Below are 24930 nucleotides of genomic sequence, written 5' to 3' on the forward strand. Positions count from 1 at the left end.
CATTATTCGTTAATAGAACTAATTTTTTGAGATTTAATTTGAAAATTCTAATTTATCACTGTCTTTATTTCTTCTTTTTATGTATCTTTGCAAGCAATAAAATAATTGATGATGAAGAGAAGTTTGAGAGCAGTTGTTGTTATAGGATTGTTTTGCTTGCCCATAGGTCTTTGGGCGCAAGCTAAATGGAACGCCCGATATCAGCAATATATCAATCAATATAAAGATGTGGCTATTGAGCAAATGCAGAAATATAAAATTCCTGCTTCTATCACTTTGGCTCAAGGACTGTTGGAATCGGGGGCTGGCAATAGCACTTTGGCTGTCAAAGCCAACAATCATTTTGGCATCAAATGTCATCACTGGACAGGTCCTACCATCTATAAAGATGATGATGCCCGCGGAGAGTGCTTCCGGGTCTATAAGAATGCTTTCGAGTCGTACGAAGATCACTCTGTGTTTCTGGTCACTGGTCAGCGCTATCGCGGTCTGTTCAGTCTGAAACCAACCGATTATCGGGGGTGGGCACGTGGGTTAAAGGCGGCAGGCTATGCTACCAACCCTGTCTATGCCGACAAGTTGATAGAGATCATTCAGCTATACAAGCTCTATCAGTATGACACTGTGCGCCACTATGACAAGTTTATGGCTGAGCGTGTGAAGGAACAATCGGTAGGCGGCCAGCCGTTGCACCTCATCACCATCTTCAACAAGAACTACTATATCATTGCCCGTCGAGGCGATACGTTCCGCTCTATTGGCAAGGAGATTGGCATTTCTTACAGGAAGATTGCCCGCTATAATGAGCGCGACAAGAACGATCGTTTGAATGAAGGCGAGATCGTCTGGCTGAAGAAAAAGCAACGTCGTGCACCCAAGGAATATAAGAATCGCTATCACTATGTGAAGAATGGCGAGTCGATGTATTCTATAGCCCAGACGTATGGCATACGTGTGAAGTACCTCTACCAGATGAATGGTCTGTCGCCCGACTATAACATCCGTGTCGGTGATGCCTTAAAGTTGCGCTAACAGATCTTGCACGTAGGAGCGTTCCCAGTCTTTTTGGTGATAACGTTCGTCCCCATGCATCAGCAAATCAAGGTCAATGTTTACGATGCCCAACTTTCGGTCTTCGTCTGTGCGTCCTATTTGCTGTTCGATGGCTTTCAGTTGACTGTTCGTTTCTTCTGCACTAAGTGTCGTTTCAAAACGCGCCAACTGATTCACGTATTTATCCTTACGTCTCGCATTGACAGGTTCAGTAAGGGTTTCTGCTGTGTATTTGATTTGAGAAAAAATCTGAGCGAGGCAGCATCGTGCCTCGTTCAGATTTTGTTTAGCATCATGATTGGATGCCAGTGAGATGATAACCGAATGCATCATTGACGCTATCTTATTTCTTTCGGTTGATATTCTTGGTCACCTTGTTCTTGACCTTGTCAACATAAGCATCGATGACGGCGATTGAGACAATGTTCACAACGTCGCGAACTGAAGCACCAAAGTCAATGAAATGGATAGGCTTGTTCAGCCCCATCTGTATAGGACCGATAATTTCCACGTCGGGATCCAGCTTCTGAAGCATCTTGTACGATGAACGAGCAGAAGTCAGGTTGGGGAATATCAGCGTGTTTACGTCCAGTCCTTTCAAGCGGGTGAAGGGGTATTGCTCATCGCGCAATTCCTTGTCGAGTGCAAAACCAATCTGCATCTCGCCGTCGATAGCCAAATCAGGATACATCTCCTGCATCTTTTCAGTGGCCACACGCACTTTTTGTGTACCTTCTGTCTGTGAAGAACCGAAGTTAGAGTGTGATATCATCGAGATAACAGGTTTCTCGTTGAAGAAGCGAACGGCGGTTGACATCAGGTTTGCAATGTCTGTCAGTGCCTCCGCATCGGGGTTCTCGTTCACCAGCGTGTCGCCGATGTAGAGTGTGCCACGAGGCGAGTTGATGATATGCATTGTGCCGAAGTGGTTGTATTCTGGACGAATGCCGATGACCTCCTTGGCCACTTTGATAGTGTTCGAGTATTTGGTGTAAAGTCCGGTGATGAAGGCATCAGCCTCGCCTGTCTCGACCATCATCATTCCGAAGTAGTTGCGCTCAAACATCTTGTCGTTAGCCTCCTGGAAGGTGTAGCCGTTGCGCTGCAGCTTATTGGTCAGTATCTTAGCATAACGCTCGCGACGCTCCTGCTCGCGGGGATGACGCAGGTTCACAATCTCGATACCTTCAAGGTTCAGGTCCATTTCCTTAGCCATCTTCTCGATAATCTCTTCGTTACCAAGCAGGATTGGCTGACAGATACCTTCGTTGTTGGCCTGCACTGCTGCTTTCAGCATGGTGGGGTGGATGGCTTCGGCAAACACCACGCGCTGTGGGTGTGAAGCAGCCGTCGCATAGAGATTCTGGGTGAGTTTTGTCTCCTGTCCGAGCATGACAGACAGAGAGTTCTTATACTCGTCCCAATCCTCAATGGTCTTGCGGGCAACGCCACTCTCGATAGCGGCCTTGGCTACTGCGGCACTCACCTCTGAGATTAGTCGTGGGTCAACAGGTTTGGGAATGAAGTAGTTGCGACCAAACTTCAGGTTATTCACCTTATACACATCGTTCACGACATCGGGTACAGGCTGCTTGGCCAAGTCAGCAATGGCATGCACGGCAGCCATCTTCATCTCCTCGTTGATGGCAGTGGCATGAACATCGAGCGCACCACGGAAGATATAAGGGAAGCCGATCACATTGTTGATCTGGTTGGGATAGTCCGTACGACCAGTAGCCATCAGCACATCCTTACGTGCTTCCATGGCTTCCTCGTAGGTGATTTCAGGGGTGGGGTTTGCCAATGCAAAGATGACGGGGTCTTTTGCCATTGAGCGAACCATATCCTGCGAGAGCACATTACCCTTCGACAGTCCAACAAATACATCAGCACCATTGACAGCTTCTGCCAGTGTGTGAATGTCTGTACGGGTGGTGGCAAAGAATTTCTTCTGCTCGTTCAGGTCAGTACGCTCGGTAGAGATGACACCCTTTGAGTCGAGCATCACGATATTCTCTTTCTGTGCACCCAGCGCCATATATAATTTGGTACAAGAGATAGCGGCAGCACCGGCACCGTTCACCACTATGCGTACTTTCTTGATATCTTTGCCATTCACCTCGAGGGCGTTCTTCAAACCGGCAGCAGAGATGATGGCTGTACCATGCTGGTCGTCGTGCATCACGGGAATGTTCAAGGTCTTCTTCAGGCGTTCCTCGATATAGAAGCATTCGGGCGCCTTGATGTCCTCAAGGTTAATACCACCGAAGGTCGGGGCAATGCGTTCTACGGCTTCGCAGAATTTCTCAGGATCTTTCTCGGCAACCTCAATGTCGAACACGTCAATGCCGCCATAGATCTTAAACAACAAGCCTTTACCTTCCATCACTGGCTTTCCGCTCAGTGCACCGATGTCGCCCAGTCCGAGCACGGCGGTGCCATTCGATATAACAGCCACCAGATTGCCTTTATCCGTGTAGCGATAAGCTGCATCAGCGTCTTCCTGAATCTCTAAACAAGGGAAGGCTACGCCAGGTGAATAAGCCAGCGACAGATCGGTCTGGGTGCGATATGCCTTGGTAGGCTTGACTTCAATCTTACCAGGTCTGCCGGTCTCGTGATATTCGAGTGCAGCCTCTTTCGTAATTTTTACCATAGAACTAATACTTTAATATTTTATGTTGGAATTGAATACAAACTTAATATTTCATGATGCAAAATTACTAAAATATCGTGGAAAAACGTTTTATTTTATCTTTTTTTTATATCTTTGCAGTCAAATTACATAAATATGCAAAGAATAAAGAGTATTTCGGAATATAGGAAGTCATTGCACGATATTGTTATCGAAGAATCGATGAAAGCTTTCGCCAAACACGGTATCCGTGCAGTGAAGATGGATGATGTGGCTCAGCGTCTGTCCATCTCCAAGCGTACTATCTACGAGATGTTTGGCAACAAGGAACAATTGTTGGTCGAAGTGCTCAAGACGTATAAGGCGGCTAAAGAAGAAGAATTGAATGAGAAAGCTGCAAACTGTCAGAATGTGATAGAGTTGCTATTCTATGCATATTATCAAAAGATTAATACTTTCAAGAAAACTAATCCTCTTTTTTATTCAGATTTGGTAAAATATCCATCTGTCATCGAACTTTTGGAGAAGGATAGGGAAAAGGCACATCAGAGTTATCACGACTTTTTGAAGAGGGGTATCGCCGAAGGCATTTTCCGCAAGGATGTGAATATAGACCTCATTACTCGTCTGTTGGATTCGGTCACCTCTGCCATGATGGATGATGAGCTTTACAGGAAGTATGCTATCGAGGATGTCTTCCGAAGCATTGCTTTCGTTTCCATACGTGGCATCTGCACGCACAAGGGGTTAGAACTCTTTGACAAGACTGCCATTTGATGCTTTTTTTCTATCAAGTGCAATTAACTCACCCAAGTGAGACTTTCTGCAAACCAAAGTGGAACTTTCAGTTTAGTTAAAGAAGTTCCATGAGATGCCAAAGTGGATGACTTGCGTGTTCATCGGATAGTGAGGCACCAAGAAAGCTTTCTTCGAGAGGGCATTGCCCGCCACGTTTTGCATCATAACAAAGAAGCGAGCATGCTTCAGGTGCATGTTGGCATAGACATCCACAAATGGAAACTCGCCCAACTCAACTCGACTGGCGGTATTCTCCTGTATGGCAAAGCTGTTCAACTGAGGTAAGAAGTCGGGCGCCTCGTATTTGGTGAACCATGTGGCGGAGCCTCCCAACTCTACGCGCAGCACGCGCGCCACCATAAATTTCACGTAGAGATTAGAGAAAATGTTCAGTGTGGGCAGTGGCAACACCTGCTTGTTGCTCGTCATCTGATAGGTCACCACGTTATCCCAGTGCAGCGGTCCGACCTTGAACTTCTGATCCAGTTGCGCCATCATCAGGTGCACGTTGCCTGTATGTTGGCGGAATCCGGCATCTAGTCCTTTCACAATCCCGTCTTCGCGTGTGTAGCTCATACCCAGATAGGTGTAGTTCTGAATTTCCTCTACTGCCACACGCAGCATCGTGTTGGTTTTGCCATAACTGAAAGCGCCTTCTATGCGTGTGCGTGTTTCCTTGTCTAAAGTGTTTTCCCACCACAAATGCTTCGAGTGGTAGTTGCGCTGATAGAAGGTTGGGGCCAGTCGGTAGAAATAGCCCTTCATCTGCAGTCTGACAGTGTCGCCCAGCAGACGGAAGTTCACGTCGGCCTGAGCATCAAACTTCAACTGTCCGGCATCCTCGCCAGCCACCCAAGTCTCAGCCACCAGGTCATAGTGCAGTGTGTGGCCCAGCTGCTTCTGCAGTTGTCCGCCCAGCGAGATGTTGTGTTCTGTATATCTTTCCAGCAACGCATTGTTGTTGCCCGATGTCAAGGGCATGTCAAAGCGACGCACCTCGTGTGAGGCAAACGCCTTGATGCCTGCCGGCGCATATTTGTTGAAGCCCTCCATCAGCGCCAGCGCCAGAGTGTTTTTCACGTCCAGATATTTTGTTTTGTCGTAGATCGAGTCACCGGGTGTGCCGCCATAGAACGTATTATAAAAGGTGTTGGCATAGTAACCCTCCGGCGTAGCGTTAGCCATATAGACTCGTTCGTGGGCATTTACCTCAGCGGTGTGTATCAGACTTGTCACGGGCACAAACTCACGTTTCATCAGTTTTTCCAGCGAGTCTTTCTGCGCCTGCAGTGCCAGCAAACTGTCGGCCATCTCCTTTGAGTCCACGCGGATGCGGGTGGTGTCGGCGGTCAACGGTTCTTTGGTGGGCTGAGGTTCATTGCCAGCAATGGCGGCATGGTCGGGGCGCCCCGTGGGTTGCGGCAAAAACTGCCTGCTGTCCTCCCGCTCTTTTTTCTGTTTAGTTTTAGCAGCGAACTGCCGTGCCTTGATTTCCTCGCTGGTCATCTTCACCTTGCGGTAGAAGCCCAAGCTGTAGTGATGGGTCAAGAAGAGGTGATGGTGGTGATTGCGATTCCAGTTGCGTTCCAGGATGGTGGGTATTTCGTTAGAGGAAAACGACTCTGTGAACAGTTCGGGGTGGGTCACATAGTCATCCTTGCTGATACCTCCGTTCTCGCTGGCTTTCTGATGGTTGGTGCTAAAAAGCAGGTGCAGCTGGTATTGGTCGGCCAAATGCGAGAGTGAGAACGTCGCCCCCAGATGCGATGTACTTTGATTCTGGAAGTATCCTCGAGCATAGGCATAGTCGATATCGAATCCCAGTCCTGTGTGCTTGCCTGCATTGACGGCAAAGCGCGCCCCCAGATGATCCTCACCATTCAGTTTGTCGCCACAGTTGTCATAGGTCAGATTCGTGATGGGCGACAGCGTGTTGGTGAAGTGCCACTCGTCGGGCGCTTTCAGCACCTGACTGTAGGCATCCGTAAACAGTGACTGTGTGCTCAGCTTGCGATCCATCACGATACGTGTCTGCCGGGCAGAGTAGTTGTTGCCCAGCGTGTTGTATTGCCCAGTCATGCCGGCCCCCAGTGTGCTCTGTGGAAAGAGGTAGGGCAGGGTGTCCACCTCCGCCTTGTGCATGTCGCCAAAGCGGCGATCCACCGTCCATACATAGATACCCTTAGGCACCACCTTCGATTTCTTCGTGGTGTCTTTGTTGTGGGGGTTGAAGTTGCGGTTGGCCTCGTTGCGTGGCGTCACATTACCGTATTCGTCAATCTCATTATAATCTTGAGCCCACGCACCGAGTGTTACTGTTGCAAGGAGTGATATGATGGAAAGCTGCCTAATGATCATTGGTCTGTGTCAGAGGGGTGTTGTTCTGCTTAGGTGTATCAAAGTTTCAACAGTCTGAGTGTCAGTTCTATGAACTTAAACACACTGGCGACTATTAAAATCCAAAAAGCAATCTGATGGTCAATCACAAAGTATAATCCCATGCCGATGATTGCAATTAGCATGAAAGCGATGTTCAGCCACATGCGCAGGCGGCGCATCTTGCCTGTATCGCGAAAGGGTTCCAGATTGTGACGACGGGGATGTTTTACCTGTTCTTCCATGATGGTCTGTCTTACTTCTTCAGTTCTTTCTCAATCATACGAAATAGATAGTCCTTGCGGTCGATGGTCTTTTTGCGGAACTTACCGCTGACGCGTGCCAGCTTGGTCTGCTTCTTGTTCAGTCCGTAGCGATCAGTAATCCACTCTTCTGCCTTGTAGGTCAGCGGTGTACGCTCTTCGTCGTAGATGTAGAAGATGCGATTCATGGACAAATGCACTTCGCCGTCATTGCAGTCGGCCACAAGGTTGTAGTACAGACGTGTGCGGTCGAGTATCAGTGGTTTGTTCTTGAACACTAGCCACTCCTGATAGCTGCCAACCAGCAGTCCTTTGTCAGGCTCGGTCGTTGTGATCGTGCTGTTCTCCAGTTGTCCAGCCTCCTTGGTCATGGCTGTCATCACTCGCTGCATGATGCCAAATAGCTCGGTGCGGTTCTTTCCAGGAACCTTGATGGTTGTTTCAAACACCACGCGTCCGTTCTTTTCGGGCACAGCACCCACTAAGTATTTTGCATCCTGAACAGTCTTTTCGCTTGCTGTTACCTGCTCCCACGTGTTATCTTGTGCCTGCACGTTGGCTGTCATCGTCAGTGCCAGGGTTATTGCCGTGATGATCTGTTTCATTACTTCGTCAATCTTGTTTTTAATGTTTACGGCGGCAAAATTACAATTAATTTCCCATATAACCAAATCTATTCTGCGTGTTTCCTTTGTTAACATGAAAAAAGCGACCCTTTTACGGGGCCGCTTTATAAAAGATTGAGGTATTCCTCCCCGAGGGGAGACTTAACCCCCTCCCTCGGGAGGGATGGGGAGGGGTTGTTGGATTGTTGGGGTGTATTGTGTTGTTTTCCTCCCCTCCCATGTAGGGGAGGGGTCGGGGGTGGGGTCAGTGTTGTTCTAACTGCCAATGGAGATACAGACCCCACCCCTGCCCCTCCCCTTGAAGGGAGGGGAGTGCCTACGGAGTCCTCGGATTTTCAACCACCCCCCCCTCTAAATCTCCCCGAGGGGAGACTTAACCCCCTCCCCTTGGGAGGGATGGGGAGGGGTTAATTCATACAACTTGCCACGCCGAGGCTGGTGGCGATTGCCGTGAGCACGGCGATGATGGTTTGCACGATAAATTTCCAAGTTTCAATTTTGTTTTTCATGGTAAAAAGAATTTAAATAAGTGAGAAGCAGTGCGCCTTTGGCGCAAGTTGAGAGTTCTTTCTGAGGAAAGCGAGCAAGCTCGAGCGGAGAACTGAGAACTGAGAGGTGTTGCGCCTACGGCGCAAACTCAACGATGAGAGTAAAAGCGCCCCTCCCTACAGGGAGGGGAACGGGGGTGGGTCTGTTTGTTTAGTCCTCATTCTCCCCCTGACTCGCGGCCTCAATTCCCGCCAACTCCTTCACGTTTAGGAGCGAGGCACGCTTCTTCAGCGACTTCGACGTCAGGTCGTTCAAGTCCATGCGACTGGGCTGGAAACGCAGGTATATTCCGCGCATGTTGGACGCCAGGCTGAACTCCTCCTCAGAGTCGGCACCCGTGGTGTGCGTAGAGAGATAGAACGTACCCAGGTCGCCAAACTGCACCTTCTTACCCTCCATCAGCTGCTCCAGGATACACGACTGCAACTTGTTGGCAACGCCCAGGCAGACATCGGTGCCATACACCGAGTTGTGTTCCGCCATGTGCTTGCACAGCTCAGGGTAGGTCATGGTCTTCAGCGATACGATGCGGGCATAGACCTTGCCGAACATCTTTGAGTTTCTCATCTGGTTGACATAAGTTTTGTAAAGTACAGGCATAGTGTTAAGGTATTAAATGGTTAAAGTTAATTGTGATTTTGCCGAGGATTTCGTTTGGTGGCCCCATTCGTCCCGTTTGCCGGCATTAAACGCTCCGTTTGGCGCCTCCATCCTCCGTTCCTCAAATGTATCGCAAAGGTACTAAATAAATGCGAGGTGTGCAAATATACCGCAAACAAACCACCATTTTTCGAGGGTATTTTTTAGGGGTAAAATACAGAAAAATATATATCGGGTATTCTGTATGGAAAAAACATCTTGTCTTAGCCTGAAAATACGTTGACTCCAGCCCAGCCTCTTAAAAGTCAAAAAGAGTTATGAGAAAAGGTCAACGTTTTCAGCACGAAGTCCACTAATCCGGGAAAAGGGGCAACAAAAACAGGAAAGCAGACAACCTAATCAGAGAGATATGTCAACATAATCAGTATAATAAACAGTAATTAACAAAACAGTAACAAATCAAGGCTCTGAGGGAGTCAACACTATACAGGGAAAGACAAGACACGGGAATTTGCATCAAAACGTATTTTCGTATTTCGTACGTTCGTACGTTTTGATGTTTTTCAATGAACATACAATTTATATATTATATATAATATTATAATATTATATATAATATATAAATTTATAATGCCTTATAGCTTTCTTTCCCTTCTTATCGTGGAAAGTAAAAATATACCAAAACGTACGAACGTACGAAATACGAACGTACGAAACTATACGCTCATGCCTGAATTAATCAAAGCAAAATTTGGTGGTGTAGGTTTTTATTTAGTTTCAGGTTTCAGGTTTCAAGTTTCAGGTTCTTGGACAAGCCAAGCGGCAAAGCCGAGCGCCAGGTGACAGCCCTTGTCAGAACCTGAATCTTGAAACCTGAATCTTGAATCTTGAAACCTGGAACTTGAAACCTGAAACTTGAAACCAGCCATTTTGACCAGCCTAATTCTTAAGTTCTATCATCTCTTGAAGTTTAATAATCTCGTCGCGGTATTGAGCAGCCTGCAAGAAGTCAAGGTTCTTGGCAGCCTCCTTCATGCGACGGGTGGTCTCTGCAATCAACTTCTCGATTTGCGGACGCGTCATGCGTTCGATGATTGGGTCAGCAGCCACGTTATCTACAGAGGCAGCTGGCGCATCGGCAGAGGCCATCTTTAGTTCCTTGACATCGGCACGGTCGTCGCGACTGAGCGAACTCTTCAGCGTCTTCACAATCTGTGTGGGAGTGATGCCATGCTCCTCGTTGTAGCGCAACTGTTTGGTACGACGGCGCAGGGTCTCGTCGATGGTCTCTTGCATAGAGCGCGTGATGGTGTCGGCATACATGATGACCAGTCCGTTGACATTGCGTGCCGCACGACCTGCCGTCTGCACCAATGAACGACGTGAGCGCAGGAAGCCCTCCTTGTCGGCATCGAGGATGGCGACAAGCGACACCTCCGGCAGGTCGAGTCCCTCGCGCAACAGGTTGACGCCAACCAGCACATCATATACCCCCTCACGCAGTTCGTTCAAGATCTTCACACGGTCCAGCGTGGCCACATCACTATGAATATAGGCCGTCTGCACACCGTGTCCGAGCAGATACTCGCTCAGTTCCTCTGCCATGCGTTTGGTCAGCGTGGTGACCAGCGTGCGCTCGTGGCGCTCAATGCGCAGTCGTATCTCCTCCAGCAGGTCGTCAATCTGGTTCTCGCTAGGACGCACCTCAATCTGTGGATCGAGCAGTCCTGTGGGACGGATGACCTGTTCGACGACGACACCCTCAGCTTCAGCCAGTTCGAAGTCGGCAGGCGTTGCCGAGACATAGATCACTTGATGCACCTGTTCCTGGAACTCGTCGAACGTCAGCGGACGGTTGTCGAACGCAGCCGGCAGGCGGAAACCATATTCCACAAGGTTGGTCTTGCGGGCGCGATCGCCACCATACATCGCGCCAATCTGTGGCACAGACACGTGGCTCTCGTCGATAAACAGCAGGAAGTCGTCGGGAAAGAAGTCCAGCAGACAGTAGGGCCGCTCGCCCGCCTTGCGTCCGTCGAAGTAGCGCGAGTAGTTCTCAATGCCCGAACAGTGGCCCAGCTCCTTGATCATCTCCATGTCGTACTCCACACGCTCCTTGATGCGCTGCGCCTTGATCTCGTCGCCCTGTTCCTCAAAGAACTGCACTTGGCGCACCAGGTCGTCCTGAATATCATGGATGGCCTGGTTGGTTTGCTCCTGTGTGGTCATAAATAGGTTGGCAGGGTAGAGCTTATATTCGGCATAGCGCCCCAGTCGCTGAAGCGTCACGGGGTCCAGTTCCTCGATGGCATCAATCTCGTCGTCCCAGAAGGTGACACGCAGCACCATGTTGTTGTAAGCCATGAAGATATCCACCGTATCGCCCTTCACGCGGAAGTTGCCTCGCTCCAGTGCGATATCGTTTCTGACATACAGCGACTGGACAAGTTTTCTTAACAGCGCATTGCGGTCGATGTTCTGACCTTGACGAATCTCGATCACGTTCTCCGACAGAGCGTTGGGGCTTCCCATGCCGTAGATACATGAAACAGAAGATATAACGATTACATCTTTTCGTCCTGAGAGCAAGCTGCTTACGGCACTCAGTCGCAGGCGGTCTATCTCTTCATTGATAGCCAGGTCTTTTTCGATGTAAGTATCAGAAGAGGGTAGGTATGCCTCAGGCTGATAGTAGTCGTAATAGCTGACATAATACTCTACGGCATTGTCGGGAAAGAACCCACGCATCTCGTCGTAAAGCTGAGCCGCCAAGGTCTTGTTGTGGCTCAAAATCAGCGTCGGTTTACCACAGTTGGCTATTACGTTGGCCATAGTGAACGTCTTGCCAGAACCCGTGACACCCAGCAAAACCTGCGCCCTGTCGCCCCGACGTACACCATCGGTCAACTCACGTATTGCCTCGGGCTGATCGCCCATAGGTTGATATTTCGATGTAAGCTTAAAGTCCATAATGAGTGCAAAGTTACGAATAATTTTAAAAAGAGTCTGCTTCGGGGTTAAAAAATATGTAATTCGCTTTGATAATTGGGATTTTTTCTGTACCTTTGCATGCTAATTAAAATGTACGATGAAAAAGAACGTTTTCAAGATATGGGGAATGGCGCTGCTATTGGTTTTGATGACCGGTTGTGCGGCTGAGTTCAACAAGGTGTTCAAGTCAACCGACTACAACTACCGCTACGAGTATGCCAAACAGTGTTTTGCCGAAGGTAAATATACGCGTGCGGTGACCCTGCTACAGGATTTGATTACCCTGAAAAAAGGTACATTAGATGCACAAGAATCGCTTTATATGTTGGGCATGGCCCAATATATGGACGGCGACTACGAGTCGGCTTCTGCCACTTTCAAGAAATACTATCAGACCTACCCCCGTGGCATCTATGCAGAGAAGGCTTGTTTCTATATAGGGCAGTCACTTTACGAGGGTACGCCTGAACCCCGCCTTGACCAGACTCCTACGTTGGGAGCCATCAATGCCTATCAGCAGTTCTTAGACATCTACCCCCGTTCAGAACTGAGAAAGACAGCGCAAGATCGTTTGTATGAACTTCAAGACAAGCTGGTGCAGAAAGAGTTGCTTTCGGCAGAGCTATACTATAACTTAGGCGGTTACTTCGGTAACATCAACTCCAACAACGAGAGTAACTATATCTCGTGTATCATCACAGCTGAGAATGCGCTGAAGTCTTACCCCTACAGCAACTGGCGCAAGGAATTTGCCGTACTGATCATGAAGAGCAAGTTCCAGTTGGCAGAGAACTCGAGTGAAGACCGCCGTCTGGAGCGCTATCGCGATGCGGAGGATGAGTGCTACGGATTTTTGAACGAATATCCTGATGCAAAGGAAAGCGAGCTGGCCAATAAGTATATTGCGAAGTGCAAAAAGGTGATTAAAGACTGAGCACTGCCGGCTGGAAACCAATGAGAAGAATAAAAGAATCAAAAATATAACTTTAAAATTAAGAAATGGATTACAAAAAGTCAAAAGCTCCGGTTAATACCGTGACTCGCAACATCATGGATTTGTGTGAAGAAACTGGCAATCTCTATGAGAGCGTAGCCATCATCGGCAAGCGCGCCAACCAGATCTCGGTGCAGATCAAGGAAGACCTGTCGAAGAAGCTGGCCGAGTTTGCAAGCTATAACGACTCGCTCGAAGAGGTGTTTGAAAACCGCGAGCAGATTGAGATTTCGCGCTACTACGAGAAGTTGCCTAAACCCACACTGCTGGCTACTCAGGAGTTTATCGAGGGTAAGGTGTACTTCCGCGACCCCTCTAAGGATAATCAGAACCCCGCAGAGGCATGATTCAGCGCATTCAAACCGTATTCCTGCTGCTGGCTGCCATTGCAGCTGGCGTCTGCGGGGCTATGATGACCAATCTGACACTGATGCTGGTAGCCTTTGTGGCTGCCCTTGTGTCGGTGGTCAACATATTTCTTTTCAAGCAGCGCAAGCGTCAGGCGTCAATATGCTTCTTCAACATGTTGATTCTGGTCATGTGGTATGTGAACTTGGCTTCGGCTTTCGACAGCACGGCGCTGACTTGGCCGATGGTGTTGCCGATGGTAGCTATCGTGCTTCTGTTCTTGGCACGTAAGCGTATTCTGGCCGACGAGAAGCTGGTGCGCTCGCTGGATCGTATTCGCTGATTTAAACAACCATTGCAGTTGTTGATGGTTAAGCGATTTTGCTGATACGGAACAAGCAAAATCCGTAGGAATCATTATTAAATTAAAAAAACATCATTGTATGGAGATCAAGACATCGGAATTTACGCTCTCGTCACCCATGGTGAGCATGTGTCCCAAGGACAATAAGCCCGAGTATGCATTCATTGGGCGCTCGAACGTAGGCAAGTCGAGTCTTATCAACATGCTTTGTCGCAACAAGAAACTGGCCAAGACTTCGTCAACGCCAGGCAAGACACTGCTCATCAACCACTTTATCATCAACCGCGAGTGGTATCTGGTCGATTTGCCAGGCTATGGCTTTGCCAAGCGTTCGAAGAAAGAAGTGCAGAAGTTGGACCAGATGATTCGGGGCTACATCCTTGAGCGCGAACAGCTGGTCAACGTTTTTGTGCTGGTGGACGTCAGGTTGGAACCTCAGGCTATCGATCTGGAGTTCATCAACTGGCTGGGCTTGTCAAGCGTGCCTTTTGCCATCGTATTTACGAAGGCCGACAAGCTGACGCCCACTAAGGTGAAAGCTAATGTGGCTGCCTACGAGAAGAAGATGCTGGAGACCTGGGAGGAGATGCCACCATACTTCGTCACCTCGTCGGAAAAGAGTCAGGGACGCGATGACGTGCTCGCATACATTGAGCAAATCACTAAGTCGCTGAAAGAGTAGGGAGTAGAGACATGGCAAAGGAGATACCGTATCTTGACGTACAGAATCTGACCAAGTCGTTTGGGTCGCTTCTACTGTTCAAAAATATTTGTTTTTCGATAGCCGAAGGTCAAAAGGTGGGACTGATAGCCAAAAATGGTGTTGGTAAGTCCACCTTATTATCTTTATTATCTGGAAAAGACTCGCCCGACTCGGGCGACATCATCTATCGTCGTGACTTGCGTGTGGGCATACTGGAACAGTCGCCCAAGTTTGATGCCGACGAGACGGTGCTGGATGCTTGCTTCAACCATGAGGGTGACCCCGAAAAGGTGCTCAAGGCCAAGCAGATTCTAACGCAGTTGAAGATTAAAGACCTTCAGCAACCTATGGGACAGCTGTCGGGCGGACAACAGAAACGTGTGGCGCTGGCCAACGTACTCATACTGGAACCGGACTTGCTGATACTCGACGAGCCAACCAACCACTTGGATCTGGAAATGATTGAATGGCTGGAGGGCTTCTTGAATCGTGGCAACAAGACGTTGCTCATGGTGACGCACGACCGCTATTTTCTGGATCGGGTGTGTTCGGTGATACTGGAAATAGACGACCAGAGTGTCTATACGTATCGTGGCAACTATGCCTACTATTTGGAGAAAAGACAGGAACGCATTGACAACCGTAGGGCCGAGATTGCACGTGCCAACAACCTGTATCGCACGGAACTGGACTGGATGCGCCGTCAGCCGCAGGCCCGAGGGCACAAGGCGAAGTATCGCGAAGATGCTTTCTACGAACTGGAGAAAGTCGCTAAGTCGCGCATTGAGGAACGAGCCGTCAGACTGAAGGCCAGCAATGTGTATATTGGCAGTAAGATATTTGAGTGCCAATACATCTCTAAGAAATTCTCTGACGAGGTGGTCGTCATGAAAGATTTCTACTATAATTTCTCTCGATTTGAGAAGATGGGCATCGTTGGCAATAATGGCACCGGCAAATCTACATTTCTGAAAATGTTGTTGGGAGAAGTGCAGCCTGACGATGGTAAGATCGTGATTGGTGAGACTGTTCGCTTTGGCTACTTCTCACAGGAAGGACTGAAGTTCGACGAACAGCAGAAGGTGATTGACGTGGTGCGCGACATCGCAGAATATATCGACATGGGAGGTGGCAAGCACCTGACGGCCAGTCAGTTTTTGCAGCACTTCCTGTTCACACCCGAACAACAGCACAACTTTGTCTATAAGTTGTCGGGAGGAGAGCGACGCAAGCTATACCTCTGTACGGTGCTGATGCAGAACCCCAACTTTCTGGTGCTCGATGAGCCCACCAACGACATGGACATCGTGACGCTACAGATACTGGAGGAATATCTGCAGGATTTCCCCGGATGTGTCATCGTGGTGAGTCACGACCGCTATTTTATGGATAAGGTGGTGGATCATCTGCTCGTGTTCAAGGGCAACGGTGTCATCAAGGACTTTCCCGGCAACTATACGCAGTACAGACAGTGGAGCGCACTGCAACCTAAAGAGGCGGCGGTGAAGAAGGTGGCGAAGACCACTGAAACGGTTGTTGCTCCCGAGGCTGCCGCTGCTCAAACAAAACGCCGTCTGACCTTTAAGGAAAAACGGGAGTATGAGCAGCTGGAAAAAGACATCGAGACTCTCGAACAGGAAAAGAAGCAAATAGAAGAAGCCCTGAGCTCGGGTACGTTGTCGGTAGAGCAGATTACGACCATGAGCATTCGACTCCCAAAACTGAACAACGAACTCGACGAAAAATCGATGCGCTGGCTTGAATTGGCTGAAATCAATGGCTAAGGGCTTTTTGTTTAACGATACATGCACTGAGACAAATGGAACAGGTATTACCCTCAAGAATATTGCAGACAGCCGTAGAGCAGTTGTCACTGCTACCAGGCGTAGGTCGGAAGACAGCCCTGCGCTATGCACTGAACTTGCTGAGAAGTGATGAAGAACAGGTGCAGGGATTTACGGAATCGATCAGTGCGCTGAAACGGGACCTGAAGTTTTGTAGCATGTGTCATAACATCAGCGATACCGACATGTGTCCCATCTGTAGCGATCAGCGCAGAGACCGCTCTACCATCTGTGTGGTGAGCGACATCCAAGACGTGATGGCACTGGAGAATACGCAACAATACAAAGGACTCTATCATGTGTTGGGCGGCGTCATCTCGCCACTAGACGGGGTCGGACCTGCCGACCTGGAGATAGACTCGCTGGTTGAACGCGTGGCTGCGGGCGGTATCAGCGAGGTGATATTGGCCATCAGTCCGACGATGGAGGGCGACACCACTTGTTTTTATATCTATCGCAAACTTGCGCCCTACGATGTCAAGGTGACACTCTTGGCTCGCGGCGTGGCTGTGGGCGAAGATTTGGAATATACTGATGAGGTAACGCTGGGACGCTCGCTGCTGAACAGAACACCCTTTGACGATAAATAATCAAGCAAACAATTGAAAGATGACTAAATTAAAGACTATATTTATTACTATTCTTGCAACAACAGCACTGATCTATCTTTTGGGAGAATATATGGAAGTGGATCTTGGCATCTTGAATGGCACGTCTGAAACAACACTCTACGTTGTGCAGACGGTGATGGTGCTCGCGACACTGGCACTGATCTATCTGAGTCTGCGCCTCTTTAAGTTTAAACATGTTCAAAACGACCTCTGCGACAGAAAAGAGGATGCCCTGACATTTTGGGGAACAGTGAGACTGAGCTTGCTTGGATTGATCTTGATAGGCAACACCTTATTATATTATCTGTTCGATCAGGAGCCGAACTTCGGCCATCTGGCCGTTATCTCACTGCTAGTCATGCCTTTTGTCTATCCATCGAAGAGACGTTGTGAGGCAGAAGTGACTGCCAGCGAACAACAGAATGAAAACACCGAAATAGAGAGAACATGAAACTGAGTATTGTCATCGTAAGCTATAACGTGCGACATTATCTGGATCAGTGTCTGGAGAGTGTGCTGCGTGCAACGAAGAATTTAGATAGCGAAATTTTTGTGGTTGACAATGACTCGAAGGACGACACGGTGGCCTACATCAAACAGCATTATGGCAGTCAGATCAAACTGATAGAGAGTAACCGCAACCTGGGATTTGCTCGCGCCAACAATATAGCCATCAAACAGTCGGCCGGCGAGTATGTACTGTTGCTGAACCCAGATACATTTGTAGCCGAAGATGCTCTCGCTGAGGTCATTGACTTTATGGATGCTCATCCCAAGGCGGGTGGGGCAGGTGTGATGATGCATAATGCCGATGGATCGATAGCGCGCGAATCGCGAAGGGCTATACCTACGCCATATATCTCATTTCTGAAGATGATGGGGTACTCCGACCGTTATTACATGAGTAACTTGGCGTGGGATTCGCCCCAACAGATTGAGGTGATGAGTGGCGCCTTCTGCATGTTACGTCGGCAGGCACTCGACAAAGCAGGATTGCTGGATGAGGATTTCTTTATGTATGGTGAAGATATTGACTTGTCGTATCGCATTATCAAGAGTGGCTATGAAAACTGGTACATACCGGCTCATATCCTGCACTATAAGGGCGAATCGACATGCAAGACGAGCTATCGATATGTCCACGTGTTCTATCAGGCGATGATTATTTTCTTCCGTAAGCACTACGGACACCTATCGTTCTTGATCACGGCTCCAATTAAGATAGCGATCTATCTGAGAGCTTTCATTGCCCTGTGGCAAATGCTGTACTGGAGCATGAGGGAGGCGCTGGGATTCTCGACATACCGAAAGGCAGAACCTCACTACTTGTTTGTTGGCTCTGACAATATGCTTGATGAATGTAGGAGCCTGGCAATGCGGAGAGGACTGCAGGCAGACTTCTATGCTCAGTTAGAGTCGGTGCCAGATGAACAAAATAGTTATGTGGTTTACGATATAGATACCATCGGTTTCGGCAATATCATTGAGCATGCCAACCAGCATCTAACTTGTCGTCAGGGCATTGGAACCTATAACATAAAGACTCATGAGTTGATAACACTAAAGGATATTATAGTATGAACAAGACAGTGGCATCGGTGAAGCTCAGAGCAATGGAACCTGAAGACCTGGAGTTGCTGTACACGATAGAAAACGATAGGAGCATTTGGGGCGTTGGTGCAACCAATGTGCCTTATTCACACTACGTGCTTCACGACTACATGGCACAGGCGACGGGCGATATCTATACCGACAAACAAGTGAGGCTTGTGATAGAAAACGACAAGGGTGAGGTCGTGGGACTGGTTGATTTGGTGAACTTTGACCCGAAGAATCTGCGGGCTGAGCTGGGACTGATTATCCAAAAGCCTTTTCGCCGCCAAGGCTACTCAGAGGCGACAATGCTGAAACTGCATGACTATGCATCGGAGGTACTTCATCTGCATCAGGTCTATGCCATCATCTCGGTAGAGAACAAACCCTCTCTGGCCTTGTTTCAGAAACTGGGATACCACCAGAGTGACGAACTGAAAGACTGGCTCTTCGACGGTAAGACATATAGCCCGGCAGTCATTGTCAGCAAGATTTTTCAATGAGAAGCCATCCAAGGACCAGATTGTAGGCAGTAGTCTTCCTGTGGTTTTGCAATGTCAGATGGTGTCGTTGCGTCTAATTTCTTCTTCGAAACTCGCTGCATGTGATGGCTGTGGCGATAGCAACGTTCAGACTTTCTGCGTGACTATCGCCAGTGTTGAAGTCGGGAATGAGCAACTTGTTGGTTATCAACTGACGTATCTCGGGCGAGATGCCATTTCCCTCGTTGCCCATCACAATGATGCCGTTCTGTGAAAGTGTCTGCTGATAGATATTGTCGCCATCGAGCAGCGTTCCATAAACGGGAACTTGGGCTTCTTTGATCAGCGCAACAAGGTCGGTATAGGTAATCCGGACACGTGCAATGCTGCCCATGGTGGCCTGAATGACCTTAGGATTCCAGACATCGGCCGTGTCTGCAGAACAAAAGATATCGCTAATGCCAAACCAGTCGGCAATGCGAATGATGGTGCCTAAATTGCCCGGATCCTGAACACCATCGAGGGCTAAGACCAACTGATCTTGAATGGTAGCGGGAGAAGCGGCAGGCATGTGAAATATGGCTAACACCTGTTGAGGGTGTTGAAGAAAACTAATCTTGCGTAGCTCATCGTCGGTCACTTCTTGGAAAGCAATGTCACGAGGTGCTTTCCACTGGTTGGTAGCAAAGATGGTGTGTGGCTCAAATCCACACGATAACAGGTCGCCAACCACCTTGTGACCTTCGGCAACAAAGACATTTTCGCGTTTACGATACTTCTTTTGATCCAGCTGCTTGATGAACTTGATTTGGTTTTTGCTTATCATGCTGCAAAGATAAACAAAAAAATGTAACAATCGGCAAGTTCTTCAAATAAATTGCGTATCTTTGCACGTTGAATATGCGATTGTCGAGAACGAATCTTTTGTCGTCTTTGCTGAGTGCGATACTCGTCTTGAGTTCGTGCTCAACAACACGTTATGTGCCGGAAGGAACTGACCTGCTGAACAGCATCCGTCTTGAGGCGGTAGGAGAGTATGGACATGATGTAAACAAAGGACAACTTCGCAATTATGTGCGACAAAAGCCCAACTCTCGTTGGTTCTCGATGTTAAGACTCCCTTTAGCTACCTACTCTCTATCGGGGCGTGACTCTACGAAATGGGTCAACCGCATGTTGCGCTCAATGGGTGAGGCTCCCGTGTTATACAACGAGCGGTTGGCCGACCTGACTTGTAACGACCTTCAACAGGAGTTACGCAATGAGGGATTCCTGAATGCCAGGGTGACTAAGCGTGTGGCACGGACGGGGAAAAAGAAAGTAGGGGTGACCTATCGAATGGAACTGGGCGAACCATACTTTATCCATCACATAGATTATGAGATTGCCGACTCAGTGATTGACAAGATGATGGCGACCGACAGCGTAAACCGTCTGATTCATGAAGGTCAGAAGTTTAATGTCTCGTTGTTAGACAACGAACGCAAACGCATCACGGAGTTTCTGACGGACAAAGGCTATTACCGTTTTCACAAAGAATATATTTCCTATGCAGCTGATACAGCTCAAGATTCACGTCTTATCAACCTGACACTTTTTTTGGACCCATGTACCAATGAACAGCACGAAGATACGCTGCACACCATCTATTATATAAGGAATATCCGTTATGCGAGCGGTGATCCCAACGATAGCAGGATCCATCTGCGCAAACATGTGCAGAGTGAATGTACATATCTGACAGAAAAGCAACCATACAGTAGTAGGAAATTGCAAAATACTTATGCCCGATTCGGAAGCTTGCAGGCCGTGAAATATACGAATATTAATTTCTTGCCAATAGCAGGGACCGACTCGCTGGATTGTGATATTCACATTCAAACCAACAAGCCTTCGACTATCAGCTTCCAACCAGAAGGAACGAATACGGCAGGCGATCTGGGAGCAGCTGCTTCGCTGACATACCAGAATCAGAATCTGTTTAGAGGTAGTGAGGTGCTAAGTGTAGAGTTGCGTGGTGCCTATGAGGCCATCAAAGGATTGGAGGGCTATTCGAGTCAAGACTTTCTTGAATATAGCGCGCAAGCAAGATTGCAGTTTCCTCGTTTCATCATTCCTTTCGTTTCGCATCAGATGCGACAGCGCATGAATGCTACCAGCGAGGTGTCGCTGATCTACGACCTGCAGGACCGACCGGAATTTCATCGTCGAGTCTTGTCGGCCGCCTTGCGCTACAAATGGAACTTTCCCCATCGTCACGATCGATTTCAGATGGATTTGATAGACCTGAACTATGTCTTCATGCCATGGATATCTGATACATTCAAGAAGGACTATCTGGACAGCGAAAACAACCGCAATGCAATATTACGCTATAACTATGCCGACTTGTTTATCACGAAGCTGGGATTAGGCTACTCGTACAACAAGGGACACTTTGCAATCAAGACAAACGTCGAGTCTTCGGGATCGTTACTATCGCTGGCTTCCAGAATGTTTAACGCCAACAAAGATGCAGACAATCATTTCCGTGTGTTTAACATTGCCTTCGCTCAATATGCGAAATTTGATGTTGACCTCACACGCTCGTTCCAGATTGACAATACAAACCAATTGGTTTTCCACTGTGGTTTTGGCATTGCATACCCTTATGGCAACAGCACTGTGTTGCCATTTGAAAAACGCTATTTCTCGGGTGGAGCCAATAGCGTAAGAGGATGGAGCGTCCGTTCGTTAGGTCCAGGCAAATATAAGGAGAAGGATGGTCGCATCAACTTTATCAACCAGACGGGCGACATGAAGCTTGACCTGAATATGGAGTATCGGACAGAACTGTTTTGGAAACTGGGAGGTGCTCTGTTTGTTGATGCCGGTAATATATGGACATTACGCGAATATAACGAGCAACCTGGCGGACAGTTTAAGTTCAACACATTTATAGACCAAATAGCAGTGGGCTATGGGGTAGGGCTCAGGTTGAACTTCGACTACTTCATTATCCGTTTTGACTTGGGAATGAAAGCGATTAATCCCGCTTTCGAAACGGAAGATGAAGAGCATTTCCCGATTCTTCATCCGCGCTTCAGCCGTGACTATGCGTTTCATTTTGCGGTGGGATTGCCTTTCTAACTGTTGATTACTTAGCTGTTTTAGCAATCTTAGCTGTTTTAGCAATATTTCTGCTTCATCATCTGCCTACTCAAACAGATGTATGCACAGTCATGTTGATTGTTTAAATAAGATAAAAGTTTTATTAGCCCCTCCTCTCTTTGAGCATTTTTTGTTATCTTTGCAACAAAAAGGAAAATTATTAAATGCTTAAATTCATTTCTTTCGGAAGCGGTAGTAGCGGTAATTGTTATTTCTTGTTTACAGAAAACGGCGGACTGCTGATAGATGCAGGGGTTGGCGTAAGAACGCTGAAGAAACATTTCAGAGACTATGGGCTCAGCTTGTCGCAAGTGCATCAGGTGTTTATCACCCATGATCATGCCGATCATATCAAATGTGTCGGCAGTTTGAGCCACGACTATCATCTACCCGTCTATGCAACAGAAACCGTTCATAAGGGCATTGACCGCAACTATTGCGTGGCCAAAAAGGTGGCACAAGAATATCGACACCTGTTGAACTATGGTGAAAAGGTAGAAGTTGGTGACTTTGCTGTTACTCCTTTCCACATACCTCATGACAGTTCTGATAATGTAGGCTATCTGATAGAAGCGGAGAATTTGTGTTTTTGTATCATGACTGACGTAGGACGTGTTACTGAAGAGATGGGACCGTATATTGCAAAGGCCAACTATCTGGTCATAGAAGCAAACCATGATCGCGAGATGCTTCAGCAAGGTCCTTATCCCGCACATCTTAAAAGTCGCATTATCAGTGGCACCGGACATCTGAATAATGTGCAATGTGGAGAGGCTATTGCAAAATATGCAAGCACAAACCTACGTCATGTATGGCTGTGCCACTTGTCTGAAGAGAACAATCATCCCGAACTTGCACGCAAAACAGTACAAACGGTGCTTGCTTCCTATGGTATCATACCGGGAAAGGATCTTGAACTGGAAGTGCTCAAGCGAACAAAGCCAACAGGTATCTACGAGTTTAAATAAATCCTCTCCAGACTCTGGAATGCCAAATCAAGACTCTGGGGGCATCGCGAAACCTAAGCAATTGCAACTGAGCCACTATTTGATTGACAGGATACTTAGAAAAAACCAAAAAGGCTGTACCTTGAAAAAGATACAGCCTTTATTATTTAAGAGTAAGGGAACAAATTACTCACCCTTCTCCATCTGAGCCTTCAACTGAGCCAGAACGTCGATGTCACCGAGAGTGGTGCTTGCTGCAACATTCTCAATCTTTGGAGTGTCATCCTTCTTCTGACGGGGAGCAGCCTTGCGGGTAGCACGCTTCTCATCACGCTGAGCATCCTCGAAGGTGCGGCTGTGAGACAGAATGATACGCTTGCTGTCCTTATTGAACTCGATAACCTTGAAGGGCAGTTCCTCACCAAGTTGTGCCTGTGAACCATCCTCCTTAACAAGGTGCTTAGGAGTAGCGAAGCCCTCAACGTTCTCTGCAAGAGAAACTACAGCGCCCTTCTCCAGAACCTCTGTAATCTTACCAGTGTGTACAGAACCTACTGCATACTGATCTTCGAATACATCCCAAGGATTCTCCTCAAGCTGCTTGTGACCGAGAGAAAGACGACGGTTCTCCTTGTCGATATCAAGAACAACTACGTCGATAGGAGCACCTACCTGAGTGAACTCGCTGGGGTGCTTAACCTTCTTCGTCCAGCTGAGGTCACTGATGTGAATCAGACCATCAACACCTTCCTCAAGCTCTACAAATACACCAAAGTTGGTGAAGTTGCGAACCTTAGCGTTGTGCTTTGAACCAACGGGATACTTAACCTCGATAGCCTCCCAGGGATCTTCCTTCAGCTGCTTGATGCCGAGAGACATCTTGCGCTCGTCGCGGTCGAGTGTCAGGATGACAGCCTCTACCTCATCTCCAACCTTCAGGAACTCCTGAGCTGAACGCAGATGCTGGCTCCAAGACATCTCTGATACGTGGATCAGACCCTCAACACCAGGCTGTACTTCAACGAATGCACCGTAGTCGGCCAAAACGACAACCTTACCCTTGATGTGGTCGCCAACCTTGAGGTCAGGATCCAGAGCATCCCAAGGATGAGGAGTGAGCTGCTTCAAACCGAGGGCAATGCGCTTCTTCTCTTCATCGAAGTCGAGGATAACAACATTGATCTTCTGGTCGAGCTCAACAATCTTCTTAGGATCATCTACGCGGCCCCAAGACAGGTCTGTGATGTGGATGAGTCCGTCAACACCACCGAGGTCAACGAATACGCCGTAGCTGGTAATGTTCTTAACGGTACCCTCAAGAATCTGACCCTTCTCAAGCTTAGAGATGATCTCCTGCTTCTGAGCCTCGAGCTCTGCCTCGATAAGAGCCTTATGAGAAACGACAACGTTGCGGAACTCCTGGTTGATCTTGACAACCTTGAACTCCATGGTCTTGCCTACGAACTGGTCGTAGTCGCGAATGGGGTGTACGTCAATCTGAGAACCGGGCAGGAATGCCTCGATACCAAATACATCTACAATCATACCACCCTTTGTGCGACACTTGATGAAGCCCTGGATGATCTGCTGCTCCTCGAGAGCTGCATTGACGCGATCCCAAGCCTGAGACAGACGAGCCTTCTTGTGAGAAAGAAGAAGCTGACCCTTCTTGTCTTCAGCGCTCTCCACATAAACCTCAACGGTGTCACCAACTTTCAGGTCGGGATTGTAACGGAACTCGCTGGCGGGGATGATACCATCGCTCTTGTAACCAATGTTTACGACAACCTCTTTCTTGTCAACAGAGATAACCTTACCTTCAACTACCTGATGGTCGGCAACCTTGTTGAGGGTTTCGTCGTAAGCCTTGTCAAGCTCTTCTTTGCTGACGTTGGCTACTGTACCATTCTCAAACTCGTCCCAGTTAAAGTCCTGCAACGGCTGAACGTTCTTTGTTAATTCTGACATAAAAAATAATTTTGCGTCCCTTCTGTCGAAAGGGA

The 24930-nt window shown here is 48.1% G+C and carries 23 protein-coding genes; 13 read left to right on the forward strand and 10 right to left on the reverse strand.

The genetic code is table 11. From position 1 onward, the window contains the following. Nucleotides 1–108: 108 nt before the first annotated feature. On the forward strand, nucleotides 109–1032 hold the full coding sequence (locus L6472_RS06720; RefSeq protein WP_237803675.1) for a glucosaminidase domain-containing protein: 924 nt from the start codon (nucleotides 109–111) through the stop codon (nucleotides 1030–1032). On the opposite strand, the gene L6472_RS06725 is transcribed toward L6472_RS06720, so the two are convergent. Further along, nucleotides 1018–1386 (reverse strand): 2-amino-4-hydroxy-6-hydroxymethyldihydropteridine diphosphokinase, encoded by a 369-nt coding sequence (locus L6472_RS06725; protein WP_237803676.1) that lies wholly within the window; start codon nucleotides 1384–1386, stop codon nucleotides 1018–1020. The two genes, L6472_RS06720 and L6472_RS06725, sit on opposite strands and share 15 nt — an antisense overlap. A gap of 10 nt (nucleotides 1387–1396) precedes the next feature. Beyond that, nucleotides 1397–3709: an NADP-dependent malic enzyme gene (locus L6472_RS06730; RefSeq protein WP_237803677.1), complete on the reverse strand. Its 2313-nt coding sequence runs from the start codon at nucleotides 3707–3709 to the stop codon at nucleotides 1397–1399. A gap of 135 nt (nucleotides 3710–3844) precedes the next feature. On the opposite strand from L6472_RS06730, the gene L6472_RS06735 reads away from it, so the two are divergent. Beyond that, nucleotides 3845–4465 carry a TetR/AcrR family transcriptional regulator gene (locus tag L6472_RS06735; protein ID WP_237803679.1) on the forward strand — a complete coding sequence of 207 codons (621 nt, stop codon included), beginning with the start codon at nucleotides 3845–3847 and terminating at the stop codon, nucleotides 4463–4465. A 72-nt stretch (nucleotides 4466–4537) separates the two neighbouring features. On the opposite strand, the gene L6472_RS06740 is transcribed toward L6472_RS06735, so the two are convergent. The 6 genes from L6472_RS06740 to uvrB form a co-directional block, all read right to left on the reverse strand. Then, nucleotides 4538–6844 carry a putative porin gene (locus L6472_RS06740; RefSeq protein ID WP_237803680.1) on the reverse strand — a complete coding sequence of 769 codons (2307 nt, stop codon included), beginning with the start codon at nucleotides 6842–6844 and terminating at the stop codon, nucleotides 4538–4540. Nucleotides 6845–6882: 38 nt separating this feature from the next. Beyond that, the gene (locus L6472_RS06745; protein WP_237803681.1) at nucleotides 6883–7107 is read right to left on the reverse strand and encodes a hypothetical protein; all 225 of its coding nucleotides are present in this window, start codon (nucleotides 7105–7107) and stop codon (nucleotides 6883–6885) included. An 11-nt stretch (nucleotides 7108–7118) separates the two neighbouring features. Next, on the reverse strand, nucleotides 7119–7730 hold the full coding sequence (locus L6472_RS06750) for a DUF4468 domain-containing protein (RefSeq protein ID WP_237803682.1): 612 nt from the start codon (nucleotides 7728–7730) through the stop codon (nucleotides 7119–7121). Between the two features lie 428 nt (nucleotides 7731–8158). Continuing rightward, nucleotides 8159–8260 carry a smalltalk protein gene (locus L6472_RS06755; protein ID WP_155808454.1) on the reverse strand — a complete coding sequence of 34 codons (102 nt, stop codon included), beginning with the start codon at nucleotides 8258–8260 and terminating at the stop codon, nucleotides 8159–8161. Nucleotides 8261–8450: 190 nt separating this feature from the next. Next, nucleotides 8451–8900 (reverse strand): hypothetical protein, encoded by a 450-nt coding sequence (locus L6472_RS06760; RefSeq protein ID WP_237803683.1) that lies wholly within the window; start codon nucleotides 8898–8900, stop codon nucleotides 8451–8453. A gap of 939 nt (nucleotides 8901–9839) precedes the next feature. After that, nucleotides 9840–11870 (reverse strand): excinuclease ABC subunit UvrB, encoded by a 2031-nt coding sequence (gene uvrB, locus L6472_RS06765; RefSeq protein ID WP_237803684.1) that lies wholly within the window; start codon nucleotides 11868–11870, stop codon nucleotides 9840–9842. Nucleotides 11871–11988: 118 nt separating this feature from the next. On the opposite strand from uvrB, the gene L6472_RS06770 reads away from it, so the two are divergent. The 9 genes from L6472_RS06770 (at nucleotide 11989) to L6472_RS06810 (ending at nucleotide 18851) form a co-directional block, all read left to right on the forward strand. Beyond that, the gene (locus L6472_RS06770; RefSeq protein ID WP_237803685.1) at nucleotides 11989–12825 is read left to right on the forward strand and encodes an outer membrane protein assembly factor BamD; all 837 of its coding nucleotides are present in this window, start codon (nucleotides 11989–11991) and stop codon (nucleotides 12823–12825) included. A gap of 65 nt (nucleotides 12826–12890) precedes the next feature. Further along, entirely contained in the window at nucleotides 12891–13232 is a 342-nt protein-coding gene (locus tag L6472_RS06775) for a DNA-directed RNA polymerase subunit omega (protein ID WP_237803687.1), read from the forward strand. Further along, nucleotides 13229–13576, forward strand: a complete 348-nt coding sequence (locus L6472_RS06780; RefSeq protein ID WP_237803688.1) for a DUF4293 domain-containing protein — start codon at nucleotides 13229–13231, stop codon at nucleotides 13574–13576. The genes L6472_RS06775 and L6472_RS06780 overlap by 4 nt, the downstream gene beginning before the upstream one ends. 100 nt (nucleotides 13577–13676) lie before the next feature. Further along, nucleotides 13677–14279 carry a ribosome biogenesis GTP-binding protein YihA/YsxC gene (gene yihA, locus L6472_RS06785; protein WP_237803689.1) on the forward strand — a complete coding sequence of 201 codons (603 nt, stop codon included), beginning with the start codon at nucleotides 13677–13679 and terminating at the stop codon, nucleotides 14277–14279. A gap of 11 nt (nucleotides 14280–14290) precedes the next feature. After that, nucleotides 14291–16084, forward strand: a complete 1794-nt coding sequence (locus L6472_RS06790; RefSeq protein WP_237803690.1) for an ABC-F family ATP-binding cassette domain-containing protein — start codon at nucleotides 14291–14293, stop codon at nucleotides 16082–16084. 35 nt (nucleotides 16085–16119) lie between these two features. Continuing rightward, nucleotides 16120–16734, forward strand: a complete 615-nt coding sequence (gene recR, locus L6472_RS06795) for a recombination mediator RecR (protein WP_237803691.1) — start codon at nucleotides 16120–16122, stop codon at nucleotides 16732–16734. Nucleotides 16735–16753: 19 nt separating this feature from the next. Then, nucleotides 16754–17206: a hypothetical protein gene (locus L6472_RS06800; protein ID WP_237803692.1), complete on the forward strand. Its 453-nt coding sequence runs from the start codon at nucleotides 16754–16756 to the stop codon at nucleotides 17204–17206. Then, nucleotides 17203–18336: a glycosyltransferase family 2 protein gene (locus tag L6472_RS06805; protein WP_237803693.1), complete on the forward strand. Its 1134-nt coding sequence runs from the start codon at nucleotides 17203–17205 to the stop codon at nucleotides 18334–18336. The genes L6472_RS06800 and L6472_RS06805 overlap by 4 nt, the downstream gene beginning before the upstream one ends. Further along, nucleotides 18333–18851, forward strand: a complete 519-nt coding sequence (locus L6472_RS06810) for a GNAT family N-acetyltransferase (RefSeq protein WP_237803694.1) — start codon at nucleotides 18333–18335, stop codon at nucleotides 18849–18851. Before L6472_RS06805 ends, L6472_RS06810 begins: the two co-directional genes overlap by 4 nt. A 73-nt stretch (nucleotides 18852–18924) precedes the next feature. Here the strand turns inward: L6472_RS06810 and L6472_RS06815 are convergent, their stop codons facing one another. Continuing rightward, a complete protein-coding gene (locus L6472_RS06815; protein ID WP_237803695.1) occupies nucleotides 18925–19656 on the reverse strand; it encodes an RNA methyltransferase in 732 nt (243 codons plus the stop codon). A gap of 74 nt (nucleotides 19657–19730) precedes the next feature. Between L6472_RS06815 and L6472_RS06820 the strand changes: the two genes are divergently transcribed. Together L6472_RS06820 and L6472_RS06825 are read left to right on the forward strand one after the other, a co-directional pair. Continuing rightward, nucleotides 19731–21959, forward strand: coding sequence for a BamA/TamA family outer membrane protein (locus L6472_RS06820; RefSeq protein WP_237803696.1), 2229 nt, complete (start codon nucleotides 19731–19733; stop codon nucleotides 21957–21959). A 185-nt stretch (nucleotides 21960–22144) separates the two neighbouring features. Then, on the forward strand, nucleotides 22145–22948 hold the full coding sequence (locus L6472_RS06825) for an MBL fold metallo-hydrolase (protein WP_237803697.1): 804 nt from the start codon (nucleotides 22145–22147) through the stop codon (nucleotides 22946–22948). A 165-nt stretch (nucleotides 22949–23113) separates the two neighbouring features. Here the strand turns inward: L6472_RS06825 and rpsA are convergent, their stop codons facing one another. Then, complete coding sequence (gene rpsA, locus L6472_RS06830; RefSeq protein ID WP_237803698.1) at nucleotides 23114–24895, reverse strand: 30S ribosomal protein S1; 1782 nt, start codon at nucleotides 24893–24895, stop codon at nucleotides 23114–23116. Nucleotides 24896–24930: the final 35 nt, after the last annotated feature.

The sequence above is a fragment of the Prevotella sp. E13-17 genome, assembly GCF_022024035.1.
GTDB lineage: Bacteria > Bacteroidota > Bacteroidia > Bacteroidales > Bacteroidaceae > Prevotella.

Bases quoted from the DNA above. Each gene is read 5' to 3' on its own strand.
- L6472_RS06770 (WP_237803685.1), top strand. From the start codon at position 11,989: ATGAAAAAGAACGTTTTCAAGATATGGGGAATGGCGCTGCTATTGGTT.
- L6472_RS06780 (WP_237803688.1), top strand. From the start codon at position 13,229: ATGATTCAGCGCATTCAAACCGTATTCCTGCTGCTGGCTGCCATTGCA.
- yihA (WP_237803689.1), top strand. From the start codon at position 13,677: ATGGAGATCAAGACATCGGAATTTACGCTCTCGTCACCCATGGTGAGC.
- L6472_RS06815 (WP_237803695.1), bottom strand. From the start codon at position 19,656: ATGATAAGCAAAAACCAAATCAAGTTCATCAAGCAGCTGGATCAAAAG.
- L6472_RS06725 (WP_237803676.1), bottom strand. From the start codon at position 1,386: ATGATGCATTCGGTTATCATCTCACTGGCATCCAATCATGATGCTAAA.
- L6472_RS06745 (WP_237803681.1), bottom strand. From the start codon at position 7,107: ATGGAAGAACAGGTAAAACATCCCCGTCGTCACAATCTGGAACCCTTT.
- recR (WP_237803691.1), top strand. From the start codon at position 16,120: ATGGAACAGGTATTACCCTCAAGAATATTGCAGACAGCCGTAGAGCAG.
- L6472_RS06735 (WP_237803679.1), top strand. From the start codon at position 3,845: ATGCAAAGAATAAAGAGTATTTCGGAATATAGGAAGTCATTGCACGAT.
- L6472_RS06755 (WP_155808454.1), bottom strand. From the start codon at position 8,260: ATGAAAAACAAAATTGAAACTTGGAAATTTATCGTGCAAACCATCATC.
- L6472_RS06825 (WP_237803697.1), top strand. From the start codon at position 22,145: ATGCTTAAATTCATTTCTTTCGGAAGCGGTAGTAGCGGTAATTGTTAT.
- rpsA (WP_237803698.1), bottom strand. From the start codon at position 24,895: ATGTCAGAATTAACAAAGAACGTTCAGCCGTTGCAGGACTTTAACTGG.
- uvrB (WP_237803684.1), bottom strand. From the start codon at position 11,870: ATGGACTTTAAGCTTACATCGAAATATCAACCTATGGGCGATCAGCCC.
- L6472_RS06750 (WP_237803682.1), bottom strand. From the start codon at position 7,730: ATGAAACAGATCATCACGGCAATAACCCTGGCACTGACGATGACAGCC.
- L6472_RS06730 (WP_237803677.1), bottom strand. From the start codon at position 3,709: ATGGTAAAAATTACGAAAGAGGCTGCACTCGAATATCACGAGACCGGC.
- L6472_RS06790 (WP_237803690.1), top strand. From the start codon at position 14,291: ATGGCAAAGGAGATACCGTATCTTGACGTACAGAATCTGACCAAGTCG.
- L6472_RS06800 (WP_237803692.1), top strand. From the start codon at position 16,754: ATGACTAAATTAAAGACTATATTTATTACTATTCTTGCAACAACAGCA.
- L6472_RS06740 (WP_237803680.1), bottom strand. From the start codon at position 6,844: ATGATCATTAGGCAGCTTTCCATCATATCACTCCTTGCAACAGTAACA.
- L6472_RS06760 (WP_237803683.1), bottom strand. From the start codon at position 8,900: ATGCCTGTACTTTACAAAACTTATGTCAACCAGATGAGAAACTCAAAG.
- L6472_RS06820 (WP_237803696.1), top strand. From the start codon at position 19,731: ATGCGATTGTCGAGAACGAATCTTTTGTCGTCTTTGCTGAGTGCGATA.
- L6472_RS06810 (WP_237803694.1), top strand. From the start codon at position 18,333: ATGAACAAGACAGTGGCATCGGTGAAGCTCAGAGCAATGGAACCTGAA.
- L6472_RS06775 (WP_237803687.1), top strand. From the start codon at position 12,891: ATGGATTACAAAAAGTCAAAAGCTCCGGTTAATACCGTGACTCGCAAC.
- L6472_RS06720 (WP_237803675.1), top strand. From the start codon at position 109: ATGATGAAGAGAAGTTTGAGAGCAGTTGTTGTTATAGGATTGTTTTGC.
- L6472_RS06805 (WP_237803693.1), top strand. From the start codon at position 17,203: ATGAAACTGAGTATTGTCATCGTAAGCTATAACGTGCGACATTATCTG.